We start from the raw sequence: 23,795 nt of genomic DNA, 5'->3' as shown, positions 1-23,795 counted from the left end.
TTTTTTATTGCTGCGAACGCCGCGTGTCACGCGCGTGGGTCGTCACGTCATGCGGCTCTTCGCGAGCGGCGGGTTCGCTGCGAAATAACGCCGGATGCCGGTCATGATCGCGCTCGCCATCTTGTCGCGATACGCGTCGTCGTTCAGGCGCTTCTCTTCGTCCGGATTACTGATGAACGCGGTTTCGACGAGGATCGACGGAATGTCCGGCGCCTTCAGCACCGCGAAGCCGGCCTGCTCGACCGAGCCCTTGTGCAGCTTGTTGATGTCGCCGATTTCCTTCAGCACGAAGTTGCCGTAGCGCATCGAGTCGCGAATCTGCGCGGTCGTCGACATGTCGAATAGCGCGCGATTGACGGCCGCGTCGGCGGACTTCACGTTGATCCCGCCGATCTGGTCGGACGAGTTTTCCTTGTTCGCCATCCAGCGCGCGGCCGCGCTCGTCGCGCCGTGCTCCGACAGCGCGAACACCGACGAGCCGCGCGCCTCCGGCGTCGTGAACGCGTCCGCGTGGATCGACACGAACAGGTCGGCGCCGACCCGGCGCGCCTTCTGCACGCGCACGTTCAGCGGCACGAAGAAGTCGGCGTCGCGCGTCATCATCGCGCGCATGTTCGGCTGCGCGTCGATCTTCGCGCGCAGCTTTTTCGCGATGTCGAGCGCGATGTGTTTCTCGTAGGTGCCCGAGCCGCCGATCGCGCCCGGATCTTCGCCGCCGTGACCCGGATCGATCGCGACGGTGAGCAGACGCACCGTGTTGCTGCGGTTCGATTTCGGTGTGGTGAAACCGTAGTTGTCGTCGTTGCCGGCGAGCTCGTCGCCGCCGTCGCGCGGCGCGGTGCCGCCGCTGCCCTTGTTGCGCGCGATCGCGGCGGGCGGCGCGCTCGGCGTCGCGGGCATGGCCGGTGGGGTAGCAGGTCTGCTGGCGATGATCGGCGGCGTGCCCGAACCGGTGCCTGGAGCCGTGCCCGGCGTCGCGCCACGGGTGGGCGCATGCGCATGCGGCGCGGCCGGCGTGCCGCCATTGCCGGTGCTGCCCGCTCCGCCGTTCTGCGCATAGCGCTCGAAGAACGCCTCGCTGTTGTCGGCGGGCGGCGGCGTGGTGCCGGGACCGGATAGCGTCGCCGGCGGCGGCGCGTTGTTTTCCGCGTTCAGCGCGTCCTGCTTGTGCTCGCTCTGCGCGAGCAGTTCCATCAGCGGATCCGGTGCGACGGCCGGATACAGGTCGAACACGAGCCGGTATTTGTACGTGCCGACGGGCGGCAGCGTGAACACCTGCGGCTTCACCGAGCCCTTCAGATCGAACACCATGCGCACCACGTGCGGCTGATACTGACCGACCCGCACCGACGAAATCTGCGGATCGTTCGGCGTGATCTTCGAGACCAGGTCCTTCAATTCCTGATCGAGATCGAGGCCGCTCAGATCGACGACCAGCCGGTCCGGTCCCTGCAACAGTTGCTGGGTGTTCTGCAGCGGTTGATCGGATTCGATCGTCACGCGGGTGTAGTCGCGCGCGGGCCACACGCGCACGCCGAGCACCGAGCTGGCGAACGCGAGACGCGGCGCGACCAGACCGAGCAGCAGCGTCGACGCGCCGGCGCGCAGCATCTGCCGGCGGCGCCAGTTATGCGTGGCGGTCGCCGCCGATTCGATCGAGTGAAACGGTTTGATCAACATCTTTCGAGACATGCCTTTCCTGATTCGCTATAGGCCCGGGCGACGAGTCTGCGCGCATCCGCGTCGCCTGCGAGTTCGAGCGAGAAGACGAGATCCGGCACGCCCAGCAGCGTGCCCGCGCGTTGCGGCCATTCGACGAGGCAGACCGCGCCGCTGTCGAAATATTCGCGAAAGCCCGCGTCGGCCCATTCGGCCGGATCGGTGAATCTGTACAGATCGAAGTGATAGAGCGCGAGTTCCCCGGCGGGGCGTTCGAGCACGTACGGTTCGACCAGCGTGTAGGTGGGACTGCGCACGCGGCCGGTGTGACCGAGACCGCGCAGCGTCGCGCGCACGAGCGTGGTTTTGCCGGCGCCGAGGTCGCCGAGCAGTTGCACCTGCAAGCCGGTGAACGCGCGATGGTTCGCGCTGCCAGGTGTTTGCGCCGGCGCGTGGGTTGACGTTTGGGCCGGCGCTTGAGCCGCTTGCGCTAGCGCCGCCGCGCGCACGCTTTCGAGCGCCTGCGCGAAGCGCGCGCCGAACGCCTGGGTGGCGGCTTCGTCCGCGAGCGCGATAGTGCGTTCGAGCAGAACGGGAGCGGACGGCAGGGTCGCGTGATCGGGATTGACAGGCATTCTCGTAAAATGGCGTGATGAACCGAAGTCCGACGTCCCCTGTTTCCAGCACGCCCGCGGCGGCCGATGATGCCGCGCGGACTGAACTCCGTATCGATGCGGCGGCGCTCGCCGCGCTCGCGCTCGACATCAAGACGTGGGGCCGTGAACTCGGTTTCGGGGCGATCGGCATCAGCGATACCGACCTGTCGGCCGCCGAAGCGCCGCTTGCAGCGTGGCTCGAAGCGGGGTGCCACGGCGAGATGGATTATATGGCCAAACACGGGATGAAACGCGCGCGGCCGGCCGAGCTTGTGGCCGGCACGCGACGTGTGATCACCGCCCGGATCGCTTATTTGCCGGCGAACACGTCGGCCGGAGAAGCGGTACAGGAGACGGCTGACGGGGCGCTTGCGGCGGCGCGCGACTGGCGCGCGGCCGAGCATGCGCGGCTCGCGGATCCATCGGCGGCGGTGGTGTCGATCTACGCGCGCGGCCGCGACTATCACAAGGTGATGCGCAACCGTCTGCAACAGCTGGCCGACCGGATCGCCGCGGCGATCGGGCCGTTCGGCTGTCGCGTGTTCACCGATTCGGCGCCGGTGCTCGAAGTCGAACTCGCGCAGAAAGGCGGCATCGGCTGGCGCGGCAAGCACACGCTGCTGCTGCAACGCGATGCCGGCTCGCTGTTCTTCCTCGGCGAAATCTACGTCGATCTCCCGCTGCCGACCGACGCCGAAACCTCACCCGAGACCGCTCCCGAAACGCCCGGCTCGCATTGCGGCAGCTGCGCGCGCTGCATCGGCGCGTGCCCGACCGGCGCGATCGTTGCGCCATACAAGGTCGACGCGCGCCGCTGCATCTCGTATCTGACGATCGAATTGAAAGGCAGCATTCCCGAAGACCTGCGGCCGCTGATCGGCAACCGTGTGTACGGCTGCGACGATTGCCAGCTCGTGTGTCCGTGGAACAAGTTCGCGCAGGCCGCGCCGGTCGCCGATTTCGACGTGCGGCACGGGCTCGATCGCGCATCGCTGGTCGAGCTGTTCGCATGGAGCGCGGACGATTTCGATACCCGTATGCAGGGCAGCGCGATTCGCCGGATCGGCTACGAAAGCTGGCTGCGCAATCTCGCGGTCGGCATGGGCAACGCGCTGCGCGCCGCGCCCGCGAGTCTGTCCGCCGATGCGCGCGCGGCGATCGTGCAGGCGTTGCGGCAACGCGCGGACGATCCGTCGGCGCTCGTGCGCGAGCATGTGGAGTGGGCGCTCGAAGCGGCGTAAAGTAGCGGCAATTCGCGGCGGCCGGGTTTTGTCGTAGCGTGCCTGCACCGCATGCGGGTGCCCTCGTTATGCGACGATCGCGCGGGGCGCACCCACGCAGCCCGTTGTCACACCGCGCGACTGAGGAGCACGCAATCATGTTCAACGCAGTGATCGATGCGCCGTTCGGCAAGGTCGGCATTCGTCTCGAAGGCGAGGCCGTGCGCGAGATAGTCTATCTGCCGGAGTCGAGCCGCAATGTCGAGCCCGATACGCCGCTCGCGCGCGCGGCGGTCGAACAGATCGAACGCTATTTCGAGCGCGCGTCGGCGGGCTTCGACCTGCCGCTCGCCGACGTCGGCACCGTGTATCAGCGTCGCGTGTGGCAGGCCATCGGCGAGATTCCGCCGGGCGTCGTGCTGACCTACGGACAACTTGCGAAACAGCTCGGCAGCGCGCCGCGCGCGGTCGGCCAGGCGTGCGGCGCGAATTTCTTTCCGATCGTGATTCCGTGTCACCGGGTGGTGAGTTCGAGCGGTATCGGCGGCTTCGCGCATCACGGCGGCGACGGTTTTTTTCGCAACGTGAAGCGCTGGCTGCTCACGCATGAGGGTGTGCCGTACGCATGAGCATCGACGCAAGCATTACCGGAACCGCCGCGCACATCGATGACGCAAGCGCGGAAGCGAACCCCGCAGCCGCACCGCTGCTAACGGCCAGCAACGCGTCGATCGATGCGTTCTGCGACGCGCTGTGGCTCGAACACGGTCTGTCGCGCAACACGCTCGACGCGTATCGTCGCGACCTGCGGCTCTTCTGCGAATGGCTCGCGCACACCCGCAACGGCTCGCTCGATACCGTCAGCGAAGCCGACCTGAACGCGTATAGCGTGGCCCGTCAGAACGACAAGGCGACCTCGGCGAACCGGCGGCTGTCGGTGTTTCGCCGCTACTACGCGTGGGCTGTGCGCGAGCATCGCGCGGCGAGCGATCCGACGCTGCGCATCGTGTCGGCGAAACAGCCGCAGCGCTTTCCGTCGACGCTCAGCGAGGCGCAGGTCGAAGCGCTGCTCGGCGCCCCGGACATCGGCACGCCGCTCGGTCTGCGCGACCGCACGATGCTGGAGCTGATGTACGCGAGCGGTCTGCGCGTGACCGAACTCGTCACGTTGAAGACGGTCGAGGTCGGGCTCAACGATGGCGTGGTGCGGGTGACCGGCAAGGGCTCGAAGGAGCGGCTGATTCCGTTCGGCGAAGAAGCGCACGCGTGGATCGAGCGTTATCTGCGCGACGCGCGTCCGGCGTTGCTTGGCGCGCGCGCGGCCGATGCGCTGTTCGTGACGACGCGCGCGGAAGGGATGACGAGGCAGCAGTTCTGGAACATCATCAAGCGGCACGCGGCGGCGGCCGGTGTGGATGCGCCGTTGTCGCCGCACACGCTGCGGCATGCGTTCGCGACGCATCTGCTCAATCACGGCGCGGACCTGCGGGTCGTGCAACTGCTGCTCGGGCATACCGATATTTCGACCACGCAGATTTACACGCATGTGGCGCGCGAGCGCCTGAAGTCGCTGCATGCGCAGCATCATCCGCGCGGGTGATTGCCGAGCGTCGATCGTGGCGATGCGCGGGCGCGGGTGGATGGCCCGCGTTTGCCGCATTTGCCGCGTCAGACGAACTCGCGCAACCGGTGCTTGAGAATCTTGCCGGTCGATGCCGCCGGCAGCGCGTCCAGCACCTTCAGTTCGGCCGGCCGCTTGTACGGCGCGAGCCGCTCGCCGCACCACGCGATCAACTCGGCCGGCGTCACCGTCGCGCCCGACATCAGTTCGACGAACGCGACCACTTCCTCGTTGCCTTCGACCGCGCGTCCGATCACCGCCGACTGCACGACCTGCGGATGCGCGTTCAGCACATGCTCGACCTCGGACGGATAGACGTTGAAGCCCGAGCGGATGATCAGCTCCTTGCTGCGTCCGACGATATGCAATGAGCCGTCCGCCAACCGGCGCGCGAGGTCGCCGGTCTTGAGCCAGCCGTCCGCGGTGACGGTCGCGCGAGTCTGCTCGGGGTTGCGGTAGTAGCCGAGCATCACGTTCGGTCCGCGCACCCACAATTCGCCGACTTCGCCGGGCGCCGCTTCGGCGCCGTCGAGCCCGACGAATTTCACTTCGACGCCCGGAATCACGTCGCCGACCGAGCAATCGGCGCGCGGTGCGTCGAGCGTCGTCTGCGATACGGTCGGGCTGCTTTCGGTCATCCCGTAGCCGTTGTGCAGCGGCATACCGTAGAGCGCTTCGGCTTGCGCTTTCAGCGCGGCGTCGAGCGGCGAGCCGCCCGAATACGCGAAGCGCAGCTGCGGCGCGGACCACGAGTGGCCGTGCGTTTGCAGATGTTCGAGCAGCTTCGCGTGCATCGCCGGCACGCCCTGGAAGATCGACACGCGTTCTTCGGCGAGCGCGCGGCGCACGGCCTCCGGCACGAAACGCGTCGCGAGCCGCAACGTCGCGCCCGCATGCAGGCTGCCGAGACACACCGACGCGAAGCCGTACACGTGCGAGATCGGCAGCACCGCATAGACGACGTCGTCGGGGCCGACCTTGCGCAGGCGGCTCGACACCGACGCGATATACAGCAGATTGCGATGCGACAGCATCACGCCCTTCGGCGTGCCGGTGGTGCCGGTCGTGTAGATCAGCGCCGCGCATTGGCGCTCGTTGCTCGCTTCGACCGGTTCGGGCTGCACGGTGGCGTCGGGCGCGTAGGCCCATGCGCCGATGTCCGGCGTGAGCGCCGGCGCGGTGGCGGCCTGATGGCGTTGCGCGTGCTCGCGCGCATCGGGCGAGCCTTCCACGCCGTAAGCGACGACGCGCGGCTGCGCGTGCGCGCGGATCGCATCGAGTTCGGCCGCCGACAGGCGCGCGTTCGACACCAGCGCCCACGCGTCGAGTTTCGCGGTCGCGAACAGCAGCACGATCTGCGCGATGCTGTTTTCCGCGACGATCATCACGCGATCGCCGCCGCGCACGCCCCAGTCGCGCAGCAGCGCGGCGGCGGCGTCGACCGCTTGCAGCAGCTGCGCGCTGGTCAGGCGGCGCGCGTCCTCGATCAGCGCGACGTGCTGCGGATCGCGCGCGGCGGCGAGCGCCGGAATCTCGCTGATGCGCGCGGGCAGGGCGGCGAGTAGCGCGGGGATGTCGATGGTGGGGCGGGTGGGTGGTGCTTGATTCAACGCTGTCTCCTCTAATCCCATTAACTCGGTCGGCGCACATTCCCGAACGATCGTGCCACAAGCCTGAACCCCGCACAATTAGCCGTTCGGCAAATGGCGGCGCCGCAAACTCGCCATTACAATGCGCCGATGAGCAAATCCAGACACGTGTCCGAAACGCCCGCGACGCAGCTGCTGCGCCGTCACGGCATCACGTTCGGCGAACATCCTTACGACTACGTCGAGCACGGCGGCACTGCGGAATCGTCGCGCCAGCTCGGGGTCGACGAGCATCACGTCGTGAAGACGCTGGTGATGGAAGACGAACACGCGAAGCCGCTGATCGTGCTGATGCACGGCGATCGTACCGTCAGCACCAAGAACCTCGCGCGGCAGATCGGCGCGAAGCGCGTCGAGCCGTGCAAGCCCGACGTCGCGAACCGGCATTCCGGTTATCTGATCGGCGGCACGTCGCCGTTCGGCACGCGCAAGCAGATGCCGGTGTACGTCGAGGCCAGCATCCTCGAGATGGACAAAGTCTGGCTGAACGGCGGGCGCCGCGGCTTTCTCGTCAGCATCGAGCCGCGGGTGTTGACCGAGCTGCTCGCGGCGAAGCCGGTGCAGTGCGCGAGCGTCGATTGACGCGCGAGCGCTTGTCGTTTGCCTGAATGTTTTTCGCGTACGCACGTTCGGTAGAATGTGCGCCGCCCCAGTTCCAGGCGGCTTGCCCCGATGCGGTTCGGGTGTCGAGTGTCATGCCGCGATACCTATAAGAGTCCTGAGATGCAAAACCTGATCGTCGCCGTCGTTGCCTATCTGATCGGATCGTTATCGTTTGCCGTGATCGTGAGCGCCGCGATGGGGCTCGACGACCCGCGCTCGTACGGCTCGGGCAATCCGGGCGCGACCAACGTGCTGCGCAGCGGCAGCAAGAAAGCCGCGATCCTGACGCTGATCGGCGATGCGTTCAAAGGCTGGCTGCCGGTGTGGGTCGTCGTGCATTTCGGCGCGCGGTTCGGGCTCGACGAGCGCTCGATCGCGATCGCATCGATCGCGGTGTTCCTCGGCCACCTGTATCCGGTGTTCTTCCGCTTCAAGGGCGGCAAGGGCGTCGCGACCGCGGCCGGCGTGCTGCTCGCGATCAATCCGACGCTCGGCGTCGCGACCTTGCTGACCTGGCTGATCGTCGCGTTCTTCACGCGCTATTCGTCGCTCGCCGCGCTGTGCGCCGCATTGTTCGCGCCGCTCTTTTACGTGTTCCTGTTCGGACCGCGCATCGTCGCGCTGTCCGTTCTGGCGATGAGCGTGCTGCTGGTGTGGCGCCATCGCGGCAATATCGCGAAGCTGATGCGCGGGCAGGAGAGCCGGATCGGCGACAAGAAGAAGGCCGCGACGCCGACGGCGGGGAACGATCTGTAACGTACGGAGAGTGCCAGCGACTCGTTGCTGGCCGCGAGGCGGCTGACGACCTCGGCGGTGACTTCTTGCGCCGTACACCGTGCGCGGTAGCGGCGCGGTTCGCGCTACGAAAAACGTCGTGCAACGAACGATGTATTGATGCGAAGCCGCCGTCAGGCGGCTTTTTTGCGTGTCGGTGCGCGCGAGTCGGAAAACCGGGCCCCGCGCGCAGCGCCGCTTAATCGCGGAAGTTGTTGAAGTCGAGCGGCGTGTCGGTCACGTCCTTGCGCAGCATCGCGATCACGCTTTGCAGGTCGTCGCGCTTCGCGCCGGTGATCCGCACCGCATCGCCCTGGATGCTCGCCTGCACCTTGATCTTGCTGTCCTTGACGAGACGCACGATCTTCTTCGACAGATCGCCGGACACGCCCTTCTTGATCTTGATCACCTGCTTGACCTTGTCGCCGCCGATCTTCTCGATCTTGCCGTAGTCGAGGAAGCGCACGTCGACGTTGCGCTTGGCCATCTTCGACAGCAGCACGTCCTTCACCTGGCCGAGTTTGAACTCGTCATCGGCGTACGCGGTGATTTCGTTTTCCTTGTGCTCGACGCGCGCGTCGGAGCCCTTGAAGTCGAAGCGCGTCGAAATCTCCTTGTTGGATTGCTCGATGGCGTTCTTCACTTCGATCATGTTCGCTTCGCAGACGACGTCAAACGATGGCATTGCTCTCTCCCAATAGTGCTGCGGTGCGCGACGCGGCCGGTCGGCTGCGCGCGGGGCACTCGCTATAATCACGGACCGGACGTCATTTTACCGACGCCGCTCCCTTTTGCCCAAGGCCGCCGCGCAGCGCCGCGCGGGCGAGCGATCCGGCGCCGGGTGGCGCCGCGTTGGCGTGATTCGCCTGGATTCGTCGCCGTTCGCCGCCGCTGGTTGTCGCTCATTGCGGCTTGCCGCGATTTGTCGCGATTTGTAGTTTTCCTGTTGCCATTCCGATGTCCCAATCCGATTCCGCCGCTGGCCGTGCTGTCTCTGCTGCTTCCGCTTCCGCCGTTGCTGCCCCCGCTCCTGCTGTTGCCTCCGCGTCTGCTCCCGCCGTTGCCTCGCTGATCGCCGGCTATCCGTTGAAGGCGCACAACACGTTCGGCTTCGACGTGCGCGCGCAGTTCGCGTGCCGGATCGAGCGTGAGGAGCAACTGCTGGCCGCGGTGCGCGATCCGCGCGCGGCCGGCCTGCCGCGCCTCGTGCTCGGCGGCGGCAGCAATGTGGTGCTGACCGGCGACTTCGCCGGACTCGTGCTGCTGGTCGCGCTGCGCGGGCGCCGCGTGGTGCGCGAGGACGACGACGCGTGGTACGTCGAGGCGGCCGGCGGCGAGCCGTGGCACGAGTTCGTCGCGTGGACGCTCGAGCAGGGCTTGCCCGGTCTGGAAAACCTCGCGCTGATTCCGGGCACGGTCGGCGCGGCGCCGATCCAGAACATCGGCGCGTACGGGCTGGAGATGTGCGAGCGCTTCGTGTCGCTGCGGGCGATCGAGCTGGCCACCGGCGAAGCGGTCGAACTCGACGCCGACGCATGCCGCTTCGGCTATCGCGACAGCTTTTTCAAGCGGGAAGGGCGCGAGCGGTTCGTGATCACGTCGGTGACCTTCCGTTTGCCGAAAGCGTGGCAGCCGCGCGCCGGCTACGCGGATCTGGCCCGCGAACTGGCCGCGCGCGGTTACGCGGCGAGCGCGGACCAGGCGGATGACGCGGCCGCCACGGCGACGCCCACCGCGCAGGCGATCTTCGATGCGGTCGTCGCGGTGCGGCGTGCGAAGCTGCCCGATCCGCTGGAGCTGGGCAATGCCGGCAGCTTCTTCAAGAATCCGGTGATCGACGCCGCGCAGTTCGACGCGCTGAAGCATCGCGAGCCGGAGCTGGTCTCCTACCCACAAGCCGACGGCCGCGTGAAGCTGGCCGCTGGCTGGCTGATCGATCGATGCGGCTGGAAAGGCCGCGCGCTCGGCGCGGCTGCTGTGCACGACCGCCAGGCGCTGGTGCTGGTCAATCGCGGCGGCGCGAGCGGTGCCGAGGTGTTGGCCCTAGCGCGGGCGATCCAGCAAGACGTGCGGGAGAAATTCGGCGTGGAACTGGAGGCGGAGCCGGTTTGCCTGTAGCCGATCAGTGACTTGCCGTGCCAGAAGCGCGGCGACCAAAAGAAAAAGGCGCTGGGAAGTAATTCCCAGCGCCTTTTTCGTATTCCGGTTCCGATAGTGCCTCGTCTTCAAGGCCCCGCCACGGATTCCAGCGTCAGTGATTCAGCTTGCCGAGCAGCAGGAACTCCATCAGCGCCTTTTGCACGTGCAGGCGGTTTTCCGCTTCGTCCCACACGACGCTCTGCGGCCCGTCGATCACTTCCGCGCTGACTTCCTCGCCGCGATGCGCGGGCAGGCAGTGCATGAATAGGGCATCCGGATTCGCGCGCGCCATCATGTCGGCGTCGACGCACCAGTCCGCGAAGGCCTTCTTGCGCGCTTCGTTCTCGGCCTCGAAGCCCATGCTGGTCCAGACATCCGTAGTGACGAGGTCGGCGCCCGCGCAGGCTTCGTTCGGGTCGTCGAATTCCTCGTAGAACGGCGCGCTTTCCGCCGCGACCAGCGCGCGGTCGAGCTTGTAGCCGGGCGGCGTGGACAGGCGCAGCTTGAAGCCGAGAATCTGCGCGGCTTCGATCCACGTGTACAGCATGTTGTTGGCGTCGCCGACCCACGCAACCGTCTTGCCGCGGATCGGGCCGCGATGCTCGAAGTACGTGAAGATGTCGGCCAGCACCTGGCACGGGTGGTATTCGTTGGTCAGTCCGTTGATCACCGGCACGCGCGAATTCTCGGCGAAGCGCTGGATGATGTCCTGGCCGAACGTGCGGATCATGATGATGTCGACCATCCGCGAGATCACCTGCGCGGCGTCTTCGATCGGTTCGCCGCGGCCGAGCTGGGTGTCGCGGGTGCTCATGAACACCGCGTGGCCGCCGAGCTGGAAGATGCCGGCTTCGAACGACAGACGCGTGCGGGTGGAATTCTTTTCGAAGATCATCGCCAGCGTGCGGTCGTGCAGCGGGTGATAAGTCTCGTAGTTCTTGAATTTGCGTTTCAGGATGCGCGCGCGTTCCAGCACGTACTCGTAGTCTTCCAGCGAGAAATCCTTGAACTGCAGGTAGTGGCGAATTTTCTTGGCAGTCATGAAACAAATACGGCGGTCTCACCCGGCAGGATTGCCGGACTGCGCCGCCGTCGTTTGGTGGTAACTCAATGCAGCATAAAGGATTTCGCCGAGTTTGACGAGTCGGCCGGCAGGCCGGGCAAGCTCACTGAAAGCGTTCCGCGAGCGTCGCCGGTCACTTGTGTGCGGTGCGGAAAAAGGCCCGCTGCGCTATAATCTCAGGGTTATCCCACAGCCCAGCAAGCCGGCGTTTCGTATCAGGAAACGCGGCGCGTATGGCGCGGAAAGCCTGTCACGGCGTGGCCGTCTCGGCAGGCGTCAGAGCGGTTCAGCCGGTCCTCCGCAGCGGTTCTCGTGGTGCGGTTCGTCATTGTTGCGTCAGCGCCAGGTCGTATGTAGCAGGCGGTTCCGCCGCCTGCCGTGCATGCCGCTTGCGGCGAGTTCGAGCGTATGACCGGCGTATCGCCGGTTAGCCGTCATTCCGCCGGGCAGTCACACAGGTATTCCTACATGGCCGAAACAGCTCCAATCGAATATTTCATTCAGGGCATCACGTCGACCGGAAAGAGGTTTCGGCCGAGCGACTGGTCGGAGCGGCTCGCGGGTGTGATGTCGTCGTTCGGGCCCGGTGTGAGGAAGGGGCCCAACGCGTATATGCAGTACTCGGTGTACGTGCGCCCCACCATGATCGGCGACCTCAAGTGCGTGATTCTCGATTCGCGGCTGCGCGACATCGAGCCGATGGCCTTCGATTTCGTGCTCAACTTCGCGAAAGACAACGATCTGGTCGTCACCGAGGCGTGCGAACTGGAGCTCGAGCATGCGCCGCCGGTACAGGCGAAGCGGCATGTGATCTAGCGCAGCCGGGCCGCAGCGCCGGCTCGCCGGACGGCAGAAAAACAAAAACCCGCAAACTGCGGGTTTTTTTATGGCCGACTCAAAAGAGCGGGGCAGGGAGGCGCGAAAACGGAAGCGCCAAACAAAAAAGCCCGCCAAAGCGGGCTTCTTGTGCAGCGGAAACAGGAGGTAGCCCACCGAAGCGGGCTGACCGGAATTACTGCGCTGCGGGCGCTTGCAGACCCTTGATGGCTGCAGCGAGACGGCTCTTGTGGCGAGCTGCCTTGTTCTTGTGAATGATGTTCTTGTCGGCGATGATGTCGATGGTCTTCGACGATGCCTTGAAGATTTCAGCGGCCTTAGCCTGGTCGCCTGCATCGATTGCCTTGCGGACGGCCTTGATAGCCGTGCGGAACTTCGAGCGCAGTGCCGAGTTGTGCGAGTTTGCCTTCGCGGCCTGGCGGGCGCGCTTGCGTGCTTGTGCGGAGTTAGCCATGACGGTTCCTTATCCTGTTCCTGTTTCCAGTACCCGGCCTTCGAAGTAATTTGAAAGGCGAGGTGCTGCTTCTCGATCCGAACCCCTGGAAGCGATTGCCCAGGAGCGCAAAAGTGTCGAAAAAATCGATTGAACTACGCGAAGGCGGGCTCGTGTTCCTGGGTGTTCGACATTGACGGGTGGCTTGGCGCCAACCTGACCAACTGGTAATGCCGGCCGAAAACCGTTCGAAAACTGAGCGAGCTTCGAAAGCCGACGATTATAGCAACAAAAACAGGCAGGTGGCAACGAGAAAGCTTGATCGCGTGTTGGGAGGGGGGCGGTGCCCGGCCGGGGCCGGTGTCGACCCGGCGGCAACCGGACGTCCATCAAGCGTCAACCCGGCGTCGAGCCGCGGTCGCAAGCACAGAAAAACACAAAAAATCGCGCTTTACAATGCTGCCCAGCGAACGTCCGCGCGCCAAATCGGTCCGAATCGCTCCCCAGGCTCGTCGCCCGCATTGGCGGGACCCGTATAATAAGCGCCCCATGAATCTATTCCGAGCCCTGCTGACGGTCAGCGGCTTCACGCTGCTGTCGCGCGTGACCGGACTGGCCCGTGAAACGTTGATCGCCCGTGCGTTCGGCGCCAGTCAATACACCGACGCTTTTTACGTCGCCTTCCGTATCCCCAACCTGTTGCGCCGTATTTCCGCCGAAGGTGCGTTCTCGCAAGCCTTCGTGCCGATCCTCGCCGAGTTCAAGAACCAGCAGGGGCACGACGCCACCAAGGCGCTCGTCGACGCGACCTCGACCGTGCTCGCGTGGGCGCTCGCGGTGCTGTCGCTGCTCGGCGTGCTCGGCGCGTCGGGCGTCGTGTTCGTGGTCGCGTCGGGTCTCGCGCACGAGGGCCACGCGTACCAGCTCGCGGTCACGATGACCCGCATCATGTTCCCGTACATCATCTTCATCTCGCTGACGTCGCTTGCGTCGGGCGTGCTGAATACGTACAAGAACTTCTCGCTGCCCGCGTTCGCGCCGGTGCTGCTGAACGTGTCGTTCATCGCGGCGGCCCTGTTCGTCGCGCCGTACCTGAAAACGCCGGTCTATGCGCTTGCGTGGGCGGTGATCGTCGGCGGCGTGCTGCAGTTCATCGTGCAGTTGCCGGGCCTGAAGAAAATCGACATGGTGCCGCGCATCGGCCTGAATCCGTTGCGCGCGCTCGCGCATCGCGGCGTGAAGCGGGTGCTCTCGAAGATGGTGCCGGCGATGTTCGCGGTGTCGGTCGCGCAGATCAGCCTGATCATCAACACCAACATCGCGTCGCATATCGGGCCGGGCGCGGTGTCGTGGATCAACTACGCGGACCGGCTGATGGAATTTCCGACCGCGCTGCTCGGCGTCGCGCTCGGCACGATCCTGCTGCCGAGCCTGTCGAAGGCGCACGTCGACGCCGATGCGCACGAATATTCGTCGCTGCTCGACTGGGGGCTGCGCGTCACGTTCCTGCTCGCGGCGCCGAGCGCGGTCGCGCTGTTCTTCTTCGCGCAGCCGCTGACCGCGGTGCTGTTCAACTACGGCAAGTTCGACGGCAACTCGGTCGTGATGGTGAGCCGCGCGCTCGCCGCGTACGGCGTCGGGCTGATCGGCCTGATCATGATCAAGATCCTTGCGCCCGGTTTCTACGCGAAGCAGGACATCAAGACGCCGGTGAAAATCGGCGTGGGCGTGCTGATCGTCACGCAGCTGAGCAACTACGTGTTCGTGCCGATGTTCGCGCATGCGGGCCTGACCTTGAGCGTCGGGCTCGGCGCGTGCGTGAATGCGTTGCTGCTGTTCGTCGGTTTGCGCAAGCGCGGTATCTATATGCCGTCGCGCGGCTGGCTCAAATTCTTCGTGCAACTGTTCGGCGCGTGCCTCGTGCTGGCCGGCACGATGCGCTGGCTGTCGGTCAGTTTCGACTGGATCGGTATGCATACCCAGCCGGTCAACCGGATGGTGCTGCTCGGCGCGTGTCTCGTGCTGTTCGCCGCGCTATATTTCGGTATGCTTTGGCTGATGGGCTTCAAATACGCGTATTTCAAAAGGCGAGTGAAGTGATCACGATGACGCGGGTTCTCGACTATTTCAGCACGCTCGTCGCCGAAGACGAGAGCCTGCCGTTGACCGAGGCGGCGCTCTCGCTCGCGCAGGACGCTTATCCGGACCTCGATCTGCAGGCGGCGCTCGCCGAGATCGACGAACTGGTGCTGCGACTGCGCCGCCGCATCCCGGACGACGCCGACATCCGCCAGAAGGTCGGCGTGCTGAATCGTTTCTTCTTTCGCGAGCTCGGTTTCGCGAGCAATCTGAACGACTACTACGACCCCGACAACAGCCATCTGAACGTCGTGCTGAAGCGCCGTCGCGGGATTCCGATTTCGCTCGCGGTGCTGTATCTGGAGATGGCCGAACAGATCGGCATTCCGGTACGCGGCGTGTCGTTTCCGGGGCACTTCCTGTTGCGCGTGACGACCCCCGACGGCGACGTGATGCTCGATCCCACCAGCGGTCATTCGCTGTCCGAAGCACAGATGGTCGAGATGCTGGAGCCGTACGTTGCGTCGGCCGGCGACTCGGTCGGGCGCGCGCTGCGGATGCTGTTGCAGCCGGCCACGCGCCGCGAGATCGTCGCGCGTATGCTGCGCAATCTGAAGGCGATCTATCTGCAGACCGAGCGCTGGCAGCGTCTGCTCGCGGTGCAGCAGCGACTGGTCATTCTGCTGCCGGACAATATCGAGGAAGTGCGCGATCGCGGTTTCGCGTATGCGCGGCTCGATTATCTGCGCCCGGCGCTCGAAGATCTCGAAAGCTATCTGGGCGATCGCCCCGATGCGGAAGATGCGACGGTGGTCGAGTCGCAGCTGCATGAGTTGCGGCAGCGTACGCGGCACGATGGCAGCGAGTAGGGCGCGAGCTTTATCCGCATAAGCGCCATTCGCGGCTGCACAAAAGACAACGCCTGCACATGCTTTCCATGTGCAGGCGTTTTTTGTTGCCGACCGATTCTGTCGCGCGTTGCGTCTTGCGCCTTGCGTCTTCGCATTGCACGCCGCGCGAAGCGGCATGCGCGGCAAGCGCTCGAACGCTCCTTACTTCGGCTGCATCCGGATCGCGCCGTCGAGACGGATCACTTCGCCGTTGAGCATCGGGTTATCGAAAATCTGCTTGGCCAGCATCGCATACTCGGCCGGTTTGCCGAGGCGCGGCGGGAACGGCACCATCGCGCCGAGCGCGTCCTGCACTTCCTGCGGCATGCCGAGCAGCATCGGCGTTTCGAAGATGCCGGGGGCGATCGTCATCACGCGGATCGCGTTGCGTGACAGGTCGCGGGCGATCGGCAGCGTCATGCCGACCACGCCGCCCTTCGACGCCGAGTAGGCCGCCTGGCCAATCTGGCCGTCGTAAGCGGCGACCGACGCGGTGTTGATGATCACGCCGCGCTCGCCATTCGCGTTCGGCTGGTTCTTCGACATTTCCGCGGCGGCGAGCCGGATCATGTTGAACGTGCCGATCAGATTGATCGAAATCGTGCGCGTGAACAGGTCGAGCGCATGCGGTCCGTCCTTGCCGACCGTCTTCGCGGCCGGCGCGACGCCCGCGCAATTGACGAGGCCACGCAGCGTGCCGAGTTTCGTCGCGGCTGCGACGGCGTTGAGCGCGTCTTCTTCGCGGCTCACGTCGCATTTGACGAACACGCCGCCGAGTTCCTTCGCGAGCGCTTCGCCGGCGTCCAGATTCAGGTCGGCGAGCACGACCTTGCCGCCGTTCTCGACCAGCAGGCGCGCGGTTGCCGCGCCCAGACCCGATGCACCGCCGGTGATCAGGAACACGTTGTCACGAATCTCCATGTCTTCTCCTTTGCTACGGTTGTTCAGTGCTGTGTCGATCGAAGCCGCGTCGACGCTCGATCGATTGTAGCGGCTATGCTGCAACGCGGAAAGCGACGCGGGCAGTAGGGCAACGCGTAGCCGCGCTGGCGGAGGCGGCTGTTCGAAGCGCTACGGAAAACTAACTATTCTCCTGATGAAACCGCTTCGAATCGCGTATTGCACACGGCCTGCCGAGATCCACCGCGCCGCGGCGCCAATAAAAAACCCGCCAACGTGGGCGGGTTTTTTATCGAATGCAAACAGCGGCTGACGCTTACTTCAGTGCGTCGAACGCGCGGGCACGGATGTCGTCGACACTGCCGAGGCCCGAGATGCGGCGGTATTCCGGCGCCTTCAACGATGTCGATGCATCGCCGTTCTTCGCCCAGCCGTTGTAGTACTCGATCAGCGGCTTGGTCTGCGATTCGTACACTTCGAGGCGCTTCTTGACCGTCTCTTCCTTGTCGTCGTCGCGCTGGATCAGCGGCTCGCCGGTCACGTCGTCGACACCTTCGACCTTCGGCGGATTGAACGTCACGTGATAGGTGCGGCCCGAAGCGGGGTGCGAGCGACGGCCGCTCATACGCACGATGATCTCGTCGAACGGCACGTCGATTTCGAGCACGTAGTCGATCGCGACGCCGGCCTGCTTCATCGCTTCCGCTTGCGGAATGGTGCGCGGGAAGCCGTCGAACAGATAGCCGTTCGCGCAGTCCGGCTGCTGCAGACGTTCCTTGACGAGATTGATGATCAGTTCGTCGGTGACGAGCTCGCCCGCATCCATGAAGCGCTTCGCTTCGAGGCCGAGCGGCGTGCCTGCCTTGACGGCCGCGCGCAGCATGTCGCCGGTGGAAATCTGCGGAATGCCGAATTTTTCCTTGATGAAGTTTGCCTGAGTGCCCTTGCCCGCGCCCGGTGCACCCAACAGGATCAAACGCATGTGATATCTCCAGATCTATGTGAATTCTTTGTTGGCGCGGCGTGCTCCCGGCGATGCTCACAGGGTCCGTATCGGTTGCCATTGTCTGTCTCGCGCTGCACGTCCAGCAGGACGGCGCTGCGAGGTTGCAATGGCGCGACCGGAATCAACCTGGATGTCACACATTATGGGAGGCGCGCACAACCGTCCGATTATGCCATGCCTTCCGGCGCTCAAGACCCGAATAAAGCCCGTACGCGCGCGAGATCGGCGGGGGTATCGACACCGGGCAGCGGCACGTCATGCGTGACGAGTACCGCGATGCGTTCGCCATGCCACATCGCGCGCAACTGCTCGAGCGCTTCGACCTGCTCGATGGGCGAGATCGCGAGGCTCGGGTAGCTGCGCAGGAATTTCGCGCGATACGCATACAGGCCGATATGCCGGTACACGACGGCGGGTGCAGGCGGCGTCGGCAGCGCTGCGACGTTGGGCCAGTGCGGCTGATACGCGTCGCGTGCCCACGGGATCGGCGCGCGCGAAAAGTACAGCGCGACGCCGCGTGCATCGGGCACGACCTTGACGACGTTCGGATTGAAAATTTCGGCCGGGTCGGTGATCGGATGCGCGGCGGTTGCGATTGCGCAGCCGCTGGTGGCCGCGAGATGCCCGGCGACTCCGCGCACCAGCGCCGGATCGATCAGCGGCTCGTCACCCTGCACGTTGACGACGATCGTGTCGTCGCTCCAGCCGAAGCGCGTCGCGACTTCCGCGAGCCGGTCGGTGCCCGACGGATGATCAGCGCGCGTGAGCACGGCGTCGAAGCCGTGGTCGTGCGCGGCATCGAGTACTTCCTGCGAGTCGGAGGCGACCAGCACCTGCTGCGCGCCCGATTCGCGCGCACGCTCGGCGACGCGCACGACCATCGGCTTGCCGCCGATGTCCGCGAGCGGCTTGTTGGGCAGACGCGTCGACGCGAGGCGGGCCGGTACGACGGCGATAAACGGAGGCGTGGCGGAGTGGGTCATCGGAGCAGGGACGGCGGCGATAGGGGCGAGGCGGAAAGCGGTCGCGCGGGCGGCGCGTACGCGAATTCAGATTAATACCGGCAACGCAAACAACGCGGAAGGAAGGGGATCGGCGCGGCGGGCAGTGGCACTTAGCTTCAGCTTCAGCTTCAGCGCGACGCCGCGTACCGCAACGCAACGCGTGCGCGACAAGCGCCGCGCGTCAGGCGACCGAGCCCGGATTCAGATCGACCGGCGTGCCTTCGACCGTTTGCCGTGCTTCGTCGACCAGCATCACGGGGATGCCGTCGCGAATCGGATAAGCGAGTTTGTCCGCGTTGCAGATCAGTTCCTGCGCGGCGCGGTCGTAGCTGAGCGGGCCCTTGCAGATCGGGCAGACGAGAATTTCAAGCAGGCGAGCGTCCACGGACTTTCTCCACAACTAATGCAGTGAGGCGATGATCGAGCGCGGCTTCGACCGGGACAACCCAGATGCGCGCGTCGTGCCAGGACCCCAATTTTACCGCATCCTTTTCGGTTATCAGGATCGCGTCGGCGTCGATCTCGGTGAACGGATTGCGCTCGAACGCGTAGTGATCGGGCAGCGCGCGAGTCTCGGGCGCGAGGCCGGCCGCGCGCAGTGTCGCGAAAAAGCGCTCCGGCGCGCCGATGCCGGCAGCGGCCAGCACCCGCTGCCCGGCGAACTGCGCGAGCGGGCGACGCAGCGCCGGATTGTCGAGATGCCACGCGTCGCCGGGCGCGAGTTGCAGCGCGAAGGTGTTCGGCCACGCGGGCAGCGTGCGCGCATACGGATCGTTGATCAGCGTCGCGTCGCGGCGGCGCGACAGCGGCTCGCGCAGCGGTCCGGCCGGCAGCAGGAAGCCGTTGCCGCCGAGCCGGTGATCGAATACGACCAGCTCGACCTCGCGCGCGAGACGGTAGTGTTGCAGGCCGTCGTCGCTGACGATCACGTCGACGTCGCGATGCGCGGCGCACAGCGCCAGCGCGGCGGCCACGCGGTCCGGGCAGACCCACACCGGCGCACCGGTGCGGCGCGCGATCAGCAACGGCTCGTCGCCGCCGACGCGGGCCGACGAGCCCGGCGTCACCGCGGTCGGCGTGCTGACCCGCGCGCCATAGCCGCGCGACACGACTCCCGGCGTGAAGCCGGCGGCGCGCAACGCTTCGACGAGCGCGATCACGGTCGGCGTCTTGCCGGTGCCGCCGACGGTCACGTTGCCGACCACCACGACCGGCACGCCGATGCGAACCGACTTCAGCCAGCCGAACGAAAAGGCGGCGCGGCGCGCGGCCGCGACCGCGCCGAACACGCAGGCGAGCGGCGTCAGCGCCCATGCGAGCTGGCCGCGCTGTTGCCATTCGCGCGCGAGGCGCGCTTCGAGACGGTGCTTGAGTTCGCTCATGGGCGGGCCGCGGTGGCAGCCTGCGCGCGGTTCGCCGGATGCGGGCGAAGCGGCGGCGTGAAGGTGTCGTGTGCGATACGCGGGATCTGCATCAACACGGTTCTCCGGACATTCGAAAGTTGCGGCGGGTCGACGCGAGACCGGCGCGGCTCGCGCCGGTCGGCCGGTTGCTTCAGCGCGCGTCTGGCCGGTTCGGTGACAGGCGGGCGCCGGGGCCATGTGTTGCTCGATGCGCCGGCGCGGCCACCCGGCACACGCTGGCGGGCACGCTTGTGCATGCCGTCGAACCCGCCACTCTAGCGCGGCGGCGGCCCGCCCGGCAAGACACCCGCGGTGCGCCGCACGCCGGCCGACGCTATGTGCGGTTGCCCACAGTCTGTGGATAACTTTGTGGAGAACCGGCCTTCCGATCGCCGGGAAGCGCCGCCGCGCCGCCTCCGGGTCGGTGCCGAGCCGCCTCGCAAAGTTATAAACGCCATATAAATCAAAGGCATGCCCTAAATTCTCGCGCGTTGATTTAGGCTCTGGCGTAATTCGTCAGGCGGTTCCCGCCATGTGGACACTTTTAACAGTTCTGCGATCACGCTGGACGCCGCTGGCCGGTCGGTCTATCGTCTGTCCGGCCAGTTCAATTTATTCCTCGCATGAATCCCGAAAGCCCCTTTGCTTCGCCGGCGACGCCCGGCGGTGAGGTCGTCGTTCCCGTTTCCGCGCTCAATCGCGCGATCGGCTCGATGCTCGAACGCTCGTTTCCGCTCGTCTGGGTGGCCGGCGAAGTGTCAAATTTCACGCGTGCCGCGAGCGGTCACTGGTATTTCTCGATCAAGGACGCCCAGGCGCAGATGCGCTGCGTGATGTTTCGCGGCCGCGCGCAATACGCGGAATTCACGCCGCGCGAAGGCGACCGCATCGAAGTGCGCGCGCTCGTCACGATGTACGAACCGCGCGGCGAACTGCAACTGAATGTCGAAGCGGTGCGCCGCACCGGCCAGGGCCGTCTGTACGAAGCGTTTCTGCGGCTCAAGGCGCAGCTCGAGGCCGAAGGGCTGTTTGCCGCCGAGCGCAAGCGCGCGCTGCCTACGCATCCGCGCGCGATCGGCATCGTCACGTCGTTGCAGGCGGCCGCGTTGCGCGACGTGCTGACCACGCTGTCGCGGCGCGCGCCGCATATTCCGGTGATCGTTTATCCGGCGCCGGTGCAGGGCGCGGGCGTCAGCGCGAAGCTCGCGGCGATGGTCGAGGCGGCCGGCGCGCGGCGCGAAGTCGACGTGCTGATCGTGTGCCGCGGCGGCGGTTCGATCGAAGACCTGTGGGCGTTCAACGAAGAAGTGCTCGCGCGCGCGATCGCGGAGAGCGCGATTCCGGTGGTCAGCGGTGTCGGTCACGAAACCGATTTCACGATTGCCGATTTTGCCGCCGACGTGCGCGCACCGACGCCGACCGGCGCCGCCGAACTCGTCAGTCCGCAGCGCGTGATGCTGCTGCGCGAGCTGGATCACCGGCACGCGACGCTCGCTCGCGCGTTCGGCCGCATGATGGAGCGGCGCGCGCAGCAACTCGACTGGCTCGCGCGCCGGCTGGTGTCGCCGGCCGAGCGGCTCGCGCGGCAACGCACGCATCTGCAACAGTTGCGCGTGCGGCTCGCATCGGCGGGCGCGCGGCCGGTACGCGATGCGCGGGCCCGCTTCGCGCTCTTGCAGATGCGCTGGCAGCGCTGGCGTCCGGATCTCGCGGCCGAACAGGCGCGCGTGAGCAATCTTGCGCAGCGTTTGAATGCGGCGTTGTTGCGCCAGCACGAACGTCAGCACGCGCGGATCGACACGCTGGCCGCGCGGCTCGAAGTGCTCAGTCCGCAGCGCACGCTCGAACGCGGCTATGCGGCGGTGCTCGACGCCCAAAGCGGTCGCGCGATTCGCGCGCCGTCGTCGCTGAAGCCCGGCCGACGTCTGACGATGCACCTCGCCGACGGCTCGGCCGACATCGCGCTCGCCGATGTGCAACCCCGTCTGACCGACGCTTTCTGACGTTTCACCGCTGATTCGGCGCCGGCTCGGCGGGGTGTTGTCGAGCGCTTCGCGGGGCTTTGGCACGCGGTGTGCGCACCCGTTCCGGAGGCCTTACGCACCGCGTGTTTGTCATGCTGGGCATAAAGTCCGTTGGTTTGCGGGGTTATTCCAACTCGCCTACAATCGAGTGCTCGAAAGCGTCATCCGCAGACTCCCCACAACAGATACAGAGAAGGAAAGCACCATGGAACATACGCTCCCGCCGCTGCCGTTCGCGAAAAACGCGCTCGCACCGCACATGTCGGAAGAGACGCTCGAGTTTCACTACGGCAAGCATCACCAGACCTATGTGACCAACCTGAACAATCTGATCAAGGGCACGGAATTCGAAAACCTGTCGCTGGAAGAGATCGTCAAGAAGTCGTCGGGCGGCATCTTCAATAACTCGGCTCAGGTGTGGAACCACACGTTCTTCTGGAACAGCCTGTCGCCGCAAGGTGGCGGCGCTCCGACCGGCGCGCTCGCTGACGCGATCAACGCCAAGTGGGGTTCGTTCGACAAGTTCAAGGAAGAATTCGCAAAGACCGCGGTCGGCACGTTCGGCTCGGGCTGGGCATGGCTCGTGAAGAAGGCCGACGGTTCGCTCGACCTCGTGTCGACGAGCAACGCCGCCACGCCGCTCACCACCGACGCGAAGGCACTGCTGACGATCGACGTGTGGGAACACGCGTACTACATCGACTACCGCAATGCGCGTCCGAAGTTCGTCGAAGCGTACTGGAACATCGTCAACTGGGACTTCGCAGCGAAGAACTTCGCGTAAGAGCCGGTTGCCGCGCGCCGCGCGCGATCGTGACATGACGCGAGGTTCGACTGGTTCGAGCTGATTTCGCCGGTTGCGATCGATTGCGGCAGCAACATGAGAAAGCCCTCCTTGTGAGGGCTTTCTGTTTTTTGGGCGGGCGTTTATTTTCCTGACGCGTTGCCGGCGCTTGCGCGCGCGTGGGTTGCGGGTATCTTTCTTGCCGCCAGCGGCAAGAAGATTGTCACAGTTGGTAACTGCGGGTGGGTGGGCGTGCGGAGCGAAGCGGTCGGGCGAGCCCGCCTGTTTTGGTCAGCTTGCTAATTGCTTTCATGTTGGGCAAGACAGGCGCATGGGTTCGCCGCGCTTTCTCGCCTCGTAGGCCGCGCAACGATGCGTGAGCGAAAAACTTTCTGTAACGAAGCGGTAACCAAGGAATTTAGCGATTAGCCTAACGTTTGAATTCCAATCCTTCGAAGTGCACTACCATGATTTCCAGCAATAAACCGCTTCGCCTCGCTGTTCCCGTCGCCGTTGTCGCGCTCGCACTCGGCGGTTGCGCGGTGGTGCCGCCGAGCGGCCCGAGCGTGGTCGCGATGCCGTACCGCGGCGAGCCGCTCAGCCAGTTCCAGCAGCACGACTACGAGTGTCGCGATTACGCGAACCACTCGACCAATTCGTCCGGCGCCGCCCAGGCCGCCACGACGAACAGTGTGAACAGCGCGGCGCTTGGCACGCTCGGCGGCGCGGCAATTGGCGCGCTGCTCGGTGCGGCAGCGGGCAATGCGGGGGCGGGTGCGGCGATCGGCGCGGGCAGCGGTTTGCTGATCGGTGGCGCGAACGGTGCGAATGGCGCCCAATACTCGGCCTCCGGCCTGCAGGCGCAATACGATGCGGCCTACGCGCAGTGTATGACCTCGAAGGGCGACACCATTGCGCAACCGCAGCCGTATTACGCGCCGCAGCCGGTGTACGTCGCGCCCCGGCCTTATTACGCGCCGCCGCCGCCGGTCATGTATTCGCCTTATCCGTACTACTGAGCGGTTATTTCTTTCTTCTGATCTGAGTAACA

23 protein-coding genes are annotated in these 23,795 nt (G+C 65.6%); 12 read left to right on the top strand and 11 right to left on the bottom strand.

Annotated features, from left to right (window positions below; all coding sequences use genetic code 11):
• Positions 1–42 precede the first annotated feature (42 nt).
• Both BTH42_RS19870 and tsaE read right to left on the bottom strand, forming a co-directional pair.
• A complete protein-coding gene (locus BTH42_RS19870) occupies positions 43–1,692 on the bottom strand; it encodes an N-acetylmuramoyl-L-alanine amidase (RefSeq protein WP_075302545.1) in 1,650 nt (549 codons plus the stop codon).
• Complete coding sequence (tsaE, locus tag BTH42_RS19865; protein WP_075302543.1) at positions 1,674–2,294, bottom strand: tRNA (adenosine(37)-N6)-threonylcarbamoyltransferase complex ATPase subunit type 1 TsaE; 621 nt, start codon at positions 2,292–2,294, stop codon at positions 1,674–1,676. Before tsaE ends, BTH42_RS19870 begins: the two co-directional genes overlap by 19 nt.
• A 17-nt stretch (positions 2,295–2,311) precedes the next feature.
• Between tsaE and queG the strand changes: the two genes are divergently transcribed.
• The 3 genes from queG to xerD all read left to right on the top strand — a co-directional run bounded on the left by queG (position 2,312) and on the right by xerD (position 5,135).
• On the top strand, positions 2,312–3,556 hold the full coding sequence (queG, locus tag BTH42_RS19860; RefSeq protein WP_075302541.1) for a tRNA epoxyqueuosine(34) reductase QueG: 1,245 nt from the start codon (positions 2,312–2,314) through the stop codon (positions 3,554–3,556).
• A 137-nt stretch (positions 3,557–3,693) separates the two neighbouring features.
• A complete protein-coding gene (locus BTH42_RS19855) occupies positions 3,694–4,164 on the top strand; it encodes a methylated-DNA--[protein]-cysteine S-methyltransferase (protein WP_075302539.1) in 471 nt (156 codons plus the stop codon).
• A complete protein-coding gene (xerD, locus tag BTH42_RS19850) occupies positions 4,161–5,135 on the top strand; it encodes a site-specific tyrosine recombinase XerD (RefSeq protein ID WP_075302537.1) in 975 nt (324 codons plus the stop codon). The genes BTH42_RS19855 and xerD overlap by 4 nt, the downstream gene beginning before the upstream one ends.
• A 68-nt stretch (positions 5,136–5,203) precedes the next feature.
• Here xerD and BTH42_RS19845 read toward each other — a convergent pair whose 3' ends face one another.
• A complete protein-coding gene (locus tag BTH42_RS19845) occupies positions 5,204–6,766 on the bottom strand; it encodes a class I adenylate-forming enzyme family protein (protein WP_075302535.1) in 1,563 nt (520 codons plus the stop codon).
• Between the two features lie 129 nt (positions 6,767–6,895).
• On the opposite strand from BTH42_RS19845, the gene ybaK reads away from it, so the two are divergent.
• Both ybaK and plsY read left to right on the top strand, forming a co-directional pair.
• Positions 6,896–7,387 (top strand): Cys-tRNA(Pro) deacylase, encoded by a 492-nt coding sequence (ybaK, locus tag BTH42_RS19840; protein ID WP_075303004.1) that lies wholly within the window; start codon positions 6,896–6,898, stop codon positions 7,385–7,387.
• Positions 7,388–7,528: 141 nt separating this feature from the next.
• On the top strand, positions 7,529–8,164 hold the full coding sequence (plsY, locus tag BTH42_RS19835) for a glycerol-3-phosphate 1-O-acyltransferase PlsY (protein ID WP_075302533.1): 636 nt from the start codon (positions 7,529–7,531) through the stop codon (positions 8,162–8,164).
• Between the two features lie 217 nt (positions 8,165–8,381).
• Here plsY and BTH42_RS19830 read toward each other — a convergent pair whose 3' ends face one another.
• The gene (locus BTH42_RS19830) at positions 8,382–8,867 is read right to left on the bottom strand and encodes a YajQ family cyclic di-GMP-binding protein (protein ID WP_075302531.1); all 486 of its coding nucleotides are present in this window, start codon (positions 8,865–8,867) and stop codon (positions 8,382–8,384) included.
• Between the two features lie 272 nt (positions 8,868–9,139).
• On the opposite strand from BTH42_RS19830, the gene murB reads away from it, so the two are divergent.
• Complete coding sequence (murB, locus tag BTH42_RS19825) at positions 9,140–10,300, top strand: UDP-N-acetylmuramate dehydrogenase (RefSeq protein WP_305954801.1); 1,161 nt, start codon at positions 9,140–9,142, stop codon at positions 10,298–10,300.
• Positions 10,301–10,433: 133 nt separating this feature from the next.
• Here the strand turns inward: murB and argF are convergent, their stop codons facing one another.
• Positions 10,434–11,363 (bottom strand): ornithine carbamoyltransferase, encoded by a 930-nt coding sequence (argF, locus tag BTH42_RS19820; protein WP_075302529.1) that lies wholly within the window; start codon positions 11,361–11,363, stop codon positions 10,434–10,436.
• A 489-nt stretch (positions 11,364–11,852) separates the two neighbouring features.
• Between argF and BTH42_RS19815 the strand changes: the two genes are divergently transcribed.
• Positions 11,853–12,200 carry a DUF3579 domain-containing protein gene (locus tag BTH42_RS19815; RefSeq protein WP_075302527.1) on the top strand — a complete coding sequence of 116 codons (348 nt, stop codon included), beginning with the start codon at positions 11,853–11,855 and terminating at the stop codon, positions 12,198–12,200.
• A gap of 196 nt (positions 12,201–12,396) precedes the next feature.
• Here BTH42_RS19815 and rpsT read toward each other — a convergent pair whose 3' ends face one another.
• A complete protein-coding gene (gene rpsT / locus BTH42_RS19810) occupies positions 12,397–12,675 on the bottom strand; it encodes a 30S ribosomal protein S20 (protein ID WP_013090353.1) in 279 nt (92 codons plus the stop codon).
• A gap of 528 nt (positions 12,676–13,203) precedes the next feature.
• Here rpsT and murJ point away from each other — a divergent pair.
• Together murJ and BTH42_RS19800 are read left to right on the top strand one after the other, a co-directional pair.
• The gene (gene murJ / locus BTH42_RS19805; RefSeq protein ID WP_075302525.1) at positions 13,204–14,754 is read left to right on the top strand and encodes a murein biosynthesis integral membrane protein MurJ; all 1,551 of its coding nucleotides are present in this window, start codon (positions 13,204–13,206) and stop codon (positions 14,752–14,754) included.
• 5 nt (positions 14,755–14,759) lie between these two features.
• Positions 14,760–15,602 carry a SirB1 family protein gene (locus BTH42_RS19800; protein WP_075303000.1) on the top strand — a complete coding sequence of 281 codons (843 nt, stop codon included), beginning with the start codon at positions 14,760–14,762 and terminating at the stop codon, positions 15,600–15,602.
• 183 nt (positions 15,603–15,785) lie between these two features.
• Here the strand turns inward: BTH42_RS19800 and BTH42_RS19795 are convergent, their stop codons facing one another.
• The 5 genes from BTH42_RS19795 to lpxK form a co-directional block, all read right to left on the bottom strand.
• Complete coding sequence (locus BTH42_RS19795) at positions 15,786–16,544, bottom strand: 3-hydroxyacyl-CoA dehydrogenase (protein WP_075302523.1); 759 nt, start codon at positions 16,542–16,544, stop codon at positions 15,786–15,788.
• Positions 16,545–16,839: 295 nt separating this feature from the next.
• The gene (gene adk, locus BTH42_RS19790) at positions 16,840–17,505 is read right to left on the bottom strand and encodes an adenylate kinase (protein WP_075302521.1); all 666 of its coding nucleotides are present in this window, start codon (positions 17,503–17,505) and stop codon (positions 16,840–16,842) included.
• Between the two features lie 212 nt (positions 17,506–17,717).
• Positions 17,718–18,512: a 3-deoxy-manno-octulosonate cytidylyltransferase gene (kdsB, locus tag BTH42_RS19785; RefSeq protein ID WP_075302519.1), complete on the bottom strand. Its 795-nt coding sequence runs from the start codon at positions 18,510–18,512 to the stop codon at positions 17,718–17,720.
• A gap of 202 nt (positions 18,513–18,714) precedes the next feature.
• Positions 18,715–18,918, bottom strand: coding sequence for a Trm112 family protein (locus tag BTH42_RS19780; RefSeq protein WP_007180583.1), 204 nt, complete (start codon positions 18,916–18,918; stop codon positions 18,715–18,717).
• Positions 18,899–19,915: a tetraacyldisaccharide 4'-kinase gene (lpxK, locus tag BTH42_RS19775; RefSeq protein WP_075302517.1), complete on the bottom strand. Its 1,017-nt coding sequence runs from the start codon at positions 19,913–19,915 to the stop codon at positions 18,899–18,901. Before lpxK ends, BTH42_RS19780 begins: the two co-directional genes overlap by 20 nt.
• Before the next feature lie 644 nt (positions 19,916–20,559).
• On the opposite strand from lpxK, the gene xseA reads away from it, so the two are divergent.
• From xseA to BTH42_RS19760, 3 genes are all read left to right on the top strand, one after another.
• Positions 20,560–21,939 carry an exodeoxyribonuclease VII large subunit gene (gene xseA, locus BTH42_RS19770; protein WP_075302515.1) on the top strand — a complete coding sequence of 460 codons (1,380 nt, stop codon included), beginning with the start codon at positions 20,560–20,562 and terminating at the stop codon, positions 21,937–21,939.
• Positions 21,940–22,165: 226 nt separating this feature from the next.
• Positions 22,166–22,744, top strand: coding sequence for a superoxide dismutase [Fe] (sodB, locus tag BTH42_RS19765; RefSeq protein WP_013090345.1), 579 nt, complete (start codon positions 22,166–22,168; stop codon positions 22,742–22,744).
• Between the two features lie 467 nt (positions 22,745–23,211).
• Complete coding sequence (locus tag BTH42_RS19760; protein ID WP_075302513.1) at positions 23,212–23,763, top strand: glycine zipper family protein; 552 nt, start codon at positions 23,212–23,214, stop codon at positions 23,761–23,763.
• Positions 23,764–23,795 lie beyond the last annotated feature (32 nt).

Source organism: Burkholderia sp. SRS-W-2-2016, assembly GCF_001931485.1.
Lineage (GTDB): Bacteria > Pseudomonadota > Gammaproteobacteria > Burkholderiales > Burkholderiaceae > Paraburkholderia.
This window is presented reverse-complemented; position numbering and strand designations above follow the sequence as displayed.

What these genes read in the sequence shown, in the direction of transcription:
- adk (WP_075302521.1), bottom strand. Translation starts at nt 17,505, where the DNA reads ATGCGTTTGATCCTGTTGGGTGCACCGGGCGCGGGCAAGGGCACTCAG.
- plsY (WP_075302533.1), top strand. Translation starts at nt 7,529, where the DNA reads ATGCAAAACCTGATCGTCGCCGTCGTTGCCTATCTGATCGGATCGTTA.
- sodB (WP_013090345.1), top strand. Translation starts at nt 22,166, where the DNA reads ATGGAACATACGCTCCCGCCGCTGCCGTTCGCGAAAAACGCGCTCGCA.
- ybaK (WP_075303004.1), top strand. Translation starts at nt 6,896, where the DNA reads ATGAGCAAATCCAGACACGTGTCCGAAACGCCCGCGACGCAGCTGCTG.
- BTH42_RS19760 (WP_075302513.1), top strand. Translation starts at nt 23,212, where the DNA reads ATGATTTCCAGCAATAAACCGCTTCGCCTCGCTGTTCCCGTCGCCGTT.
- argF (WP_075302529.1), bottom strand. Translation starts at nt 11,363, where the DNA reads ATGACTGCCAAGAAAATTCGCCACTACCTGCAGTTCAAGGATTTCTCG.
- BTH42_RS19870 (WP_075302545.1), bottom strand. Translation starts at nt 1,692, where the DNA reads ATGTCTCGAAAGATGTTGATCAAACCGTTTCACTCGATCGAATCGGCG.
- murJ (WP_075302525.1), top strand. Translation starts at nt 13,204, where the DNA reads ATGAATCTATTCCGAGCCCTGCTGACGGTCAGCGGCTTCACGCTGCTG.
- xseA (WP_075302515.1), top strand. Translation starts at nt 20,560, where the DNA reads ATGAATCCCGAAAGCCCCTTTGCTTCGCCGGCGACGCCCGGCGGTGAG.
- murB (WP_305954801.1), top strand. Translation starts at nt 9,140, where the DNA reads ATGTCCCAATCCGATTCCGCCGCTGGCCGTGCTGTCTCTGCTGCTTCC.
- BTH42_RS19795 (WP_075302523.1), bottom strand. Translation starts at nt 16,544, where the DNA reads ATGGAGATTCGTGACAACGTGTTCCTGATCACCGGCGGTGCATCGGGT.
- xerD (WP_075302537.1), top strand. Translation starts at nt 4,161, where the DNA reads ATGAGCATCGACGCAAGCATTACCGGAACCGCCGCGCACATCGATGAC.
- kdsB (WP_075302519.1), bottom strand. Translation starts at nt 18,512, where the DNA reads ATGACCCACTCCGCCACGCCTCCGTTTATCGCCGTCGTACCGGCCCGC.
- BTH42_RS19830 (WP_075302531.1), bottom strand. Translation starts at nt 8,867, where the DNA reads ATGCCATCGTTTGACGTCGTCTGCGAAGCGAACATGATCGAAGTGAAG.
- rpsT (WP_013090353.1), bottom strand. Translation starts at nt 12,675, where the DNA reads ATGGCTAACTCCGCACAAGCACGCAAGCGCGCCCGCCAGGCCGCGAAG.
- BTH42_RS19855 (WP_075302539.1), top strand. Translation starts at nt 3,694, where the DNA reads ATGTTCAACGCAGTGATCGATGCGCCGTTCGGCAAGGTCGGCATTCGT.
- queG (WP_075302541.1), top strand. Translation starts at nt 2,312, where the DNA reads ATGAACCGAAGTCCGACGTCCCCTGTTTCCAGCACGCCCGCGGCGGCC.
- lpxK (WP_075302517.1), bottom strand. Translation starts at nt 19,915, where the DNA reads ATGAGCGAACTCAAGCACCGTCTCGAAGCGCGCCTCGCGCGCGAATGG.
- tsaE (WP_075302543.1), bottom strand. Translation starts at nt 2,294, where the DNA reads ATGCCTGTCAATCCCGATCACGCGACCCTGCCGTCCGCTCCCGTTCTG.
- BTH42_RS19800 (WP_075303000.1), top strand. Translation starts at nt 14,760, where the DNA reads ATGACGCGGGTTCTCGACTATTTCAGCACGCTCGTCGCCGAAGACGAG.
- BTH42_RS19815 (WP_075302527.1), top strand. Translation starts at nt 11,853, where the DNA reads ATGGCCGAAACAGCTCCAATCGAATATTTCATTCAGGGCATCACGTCG.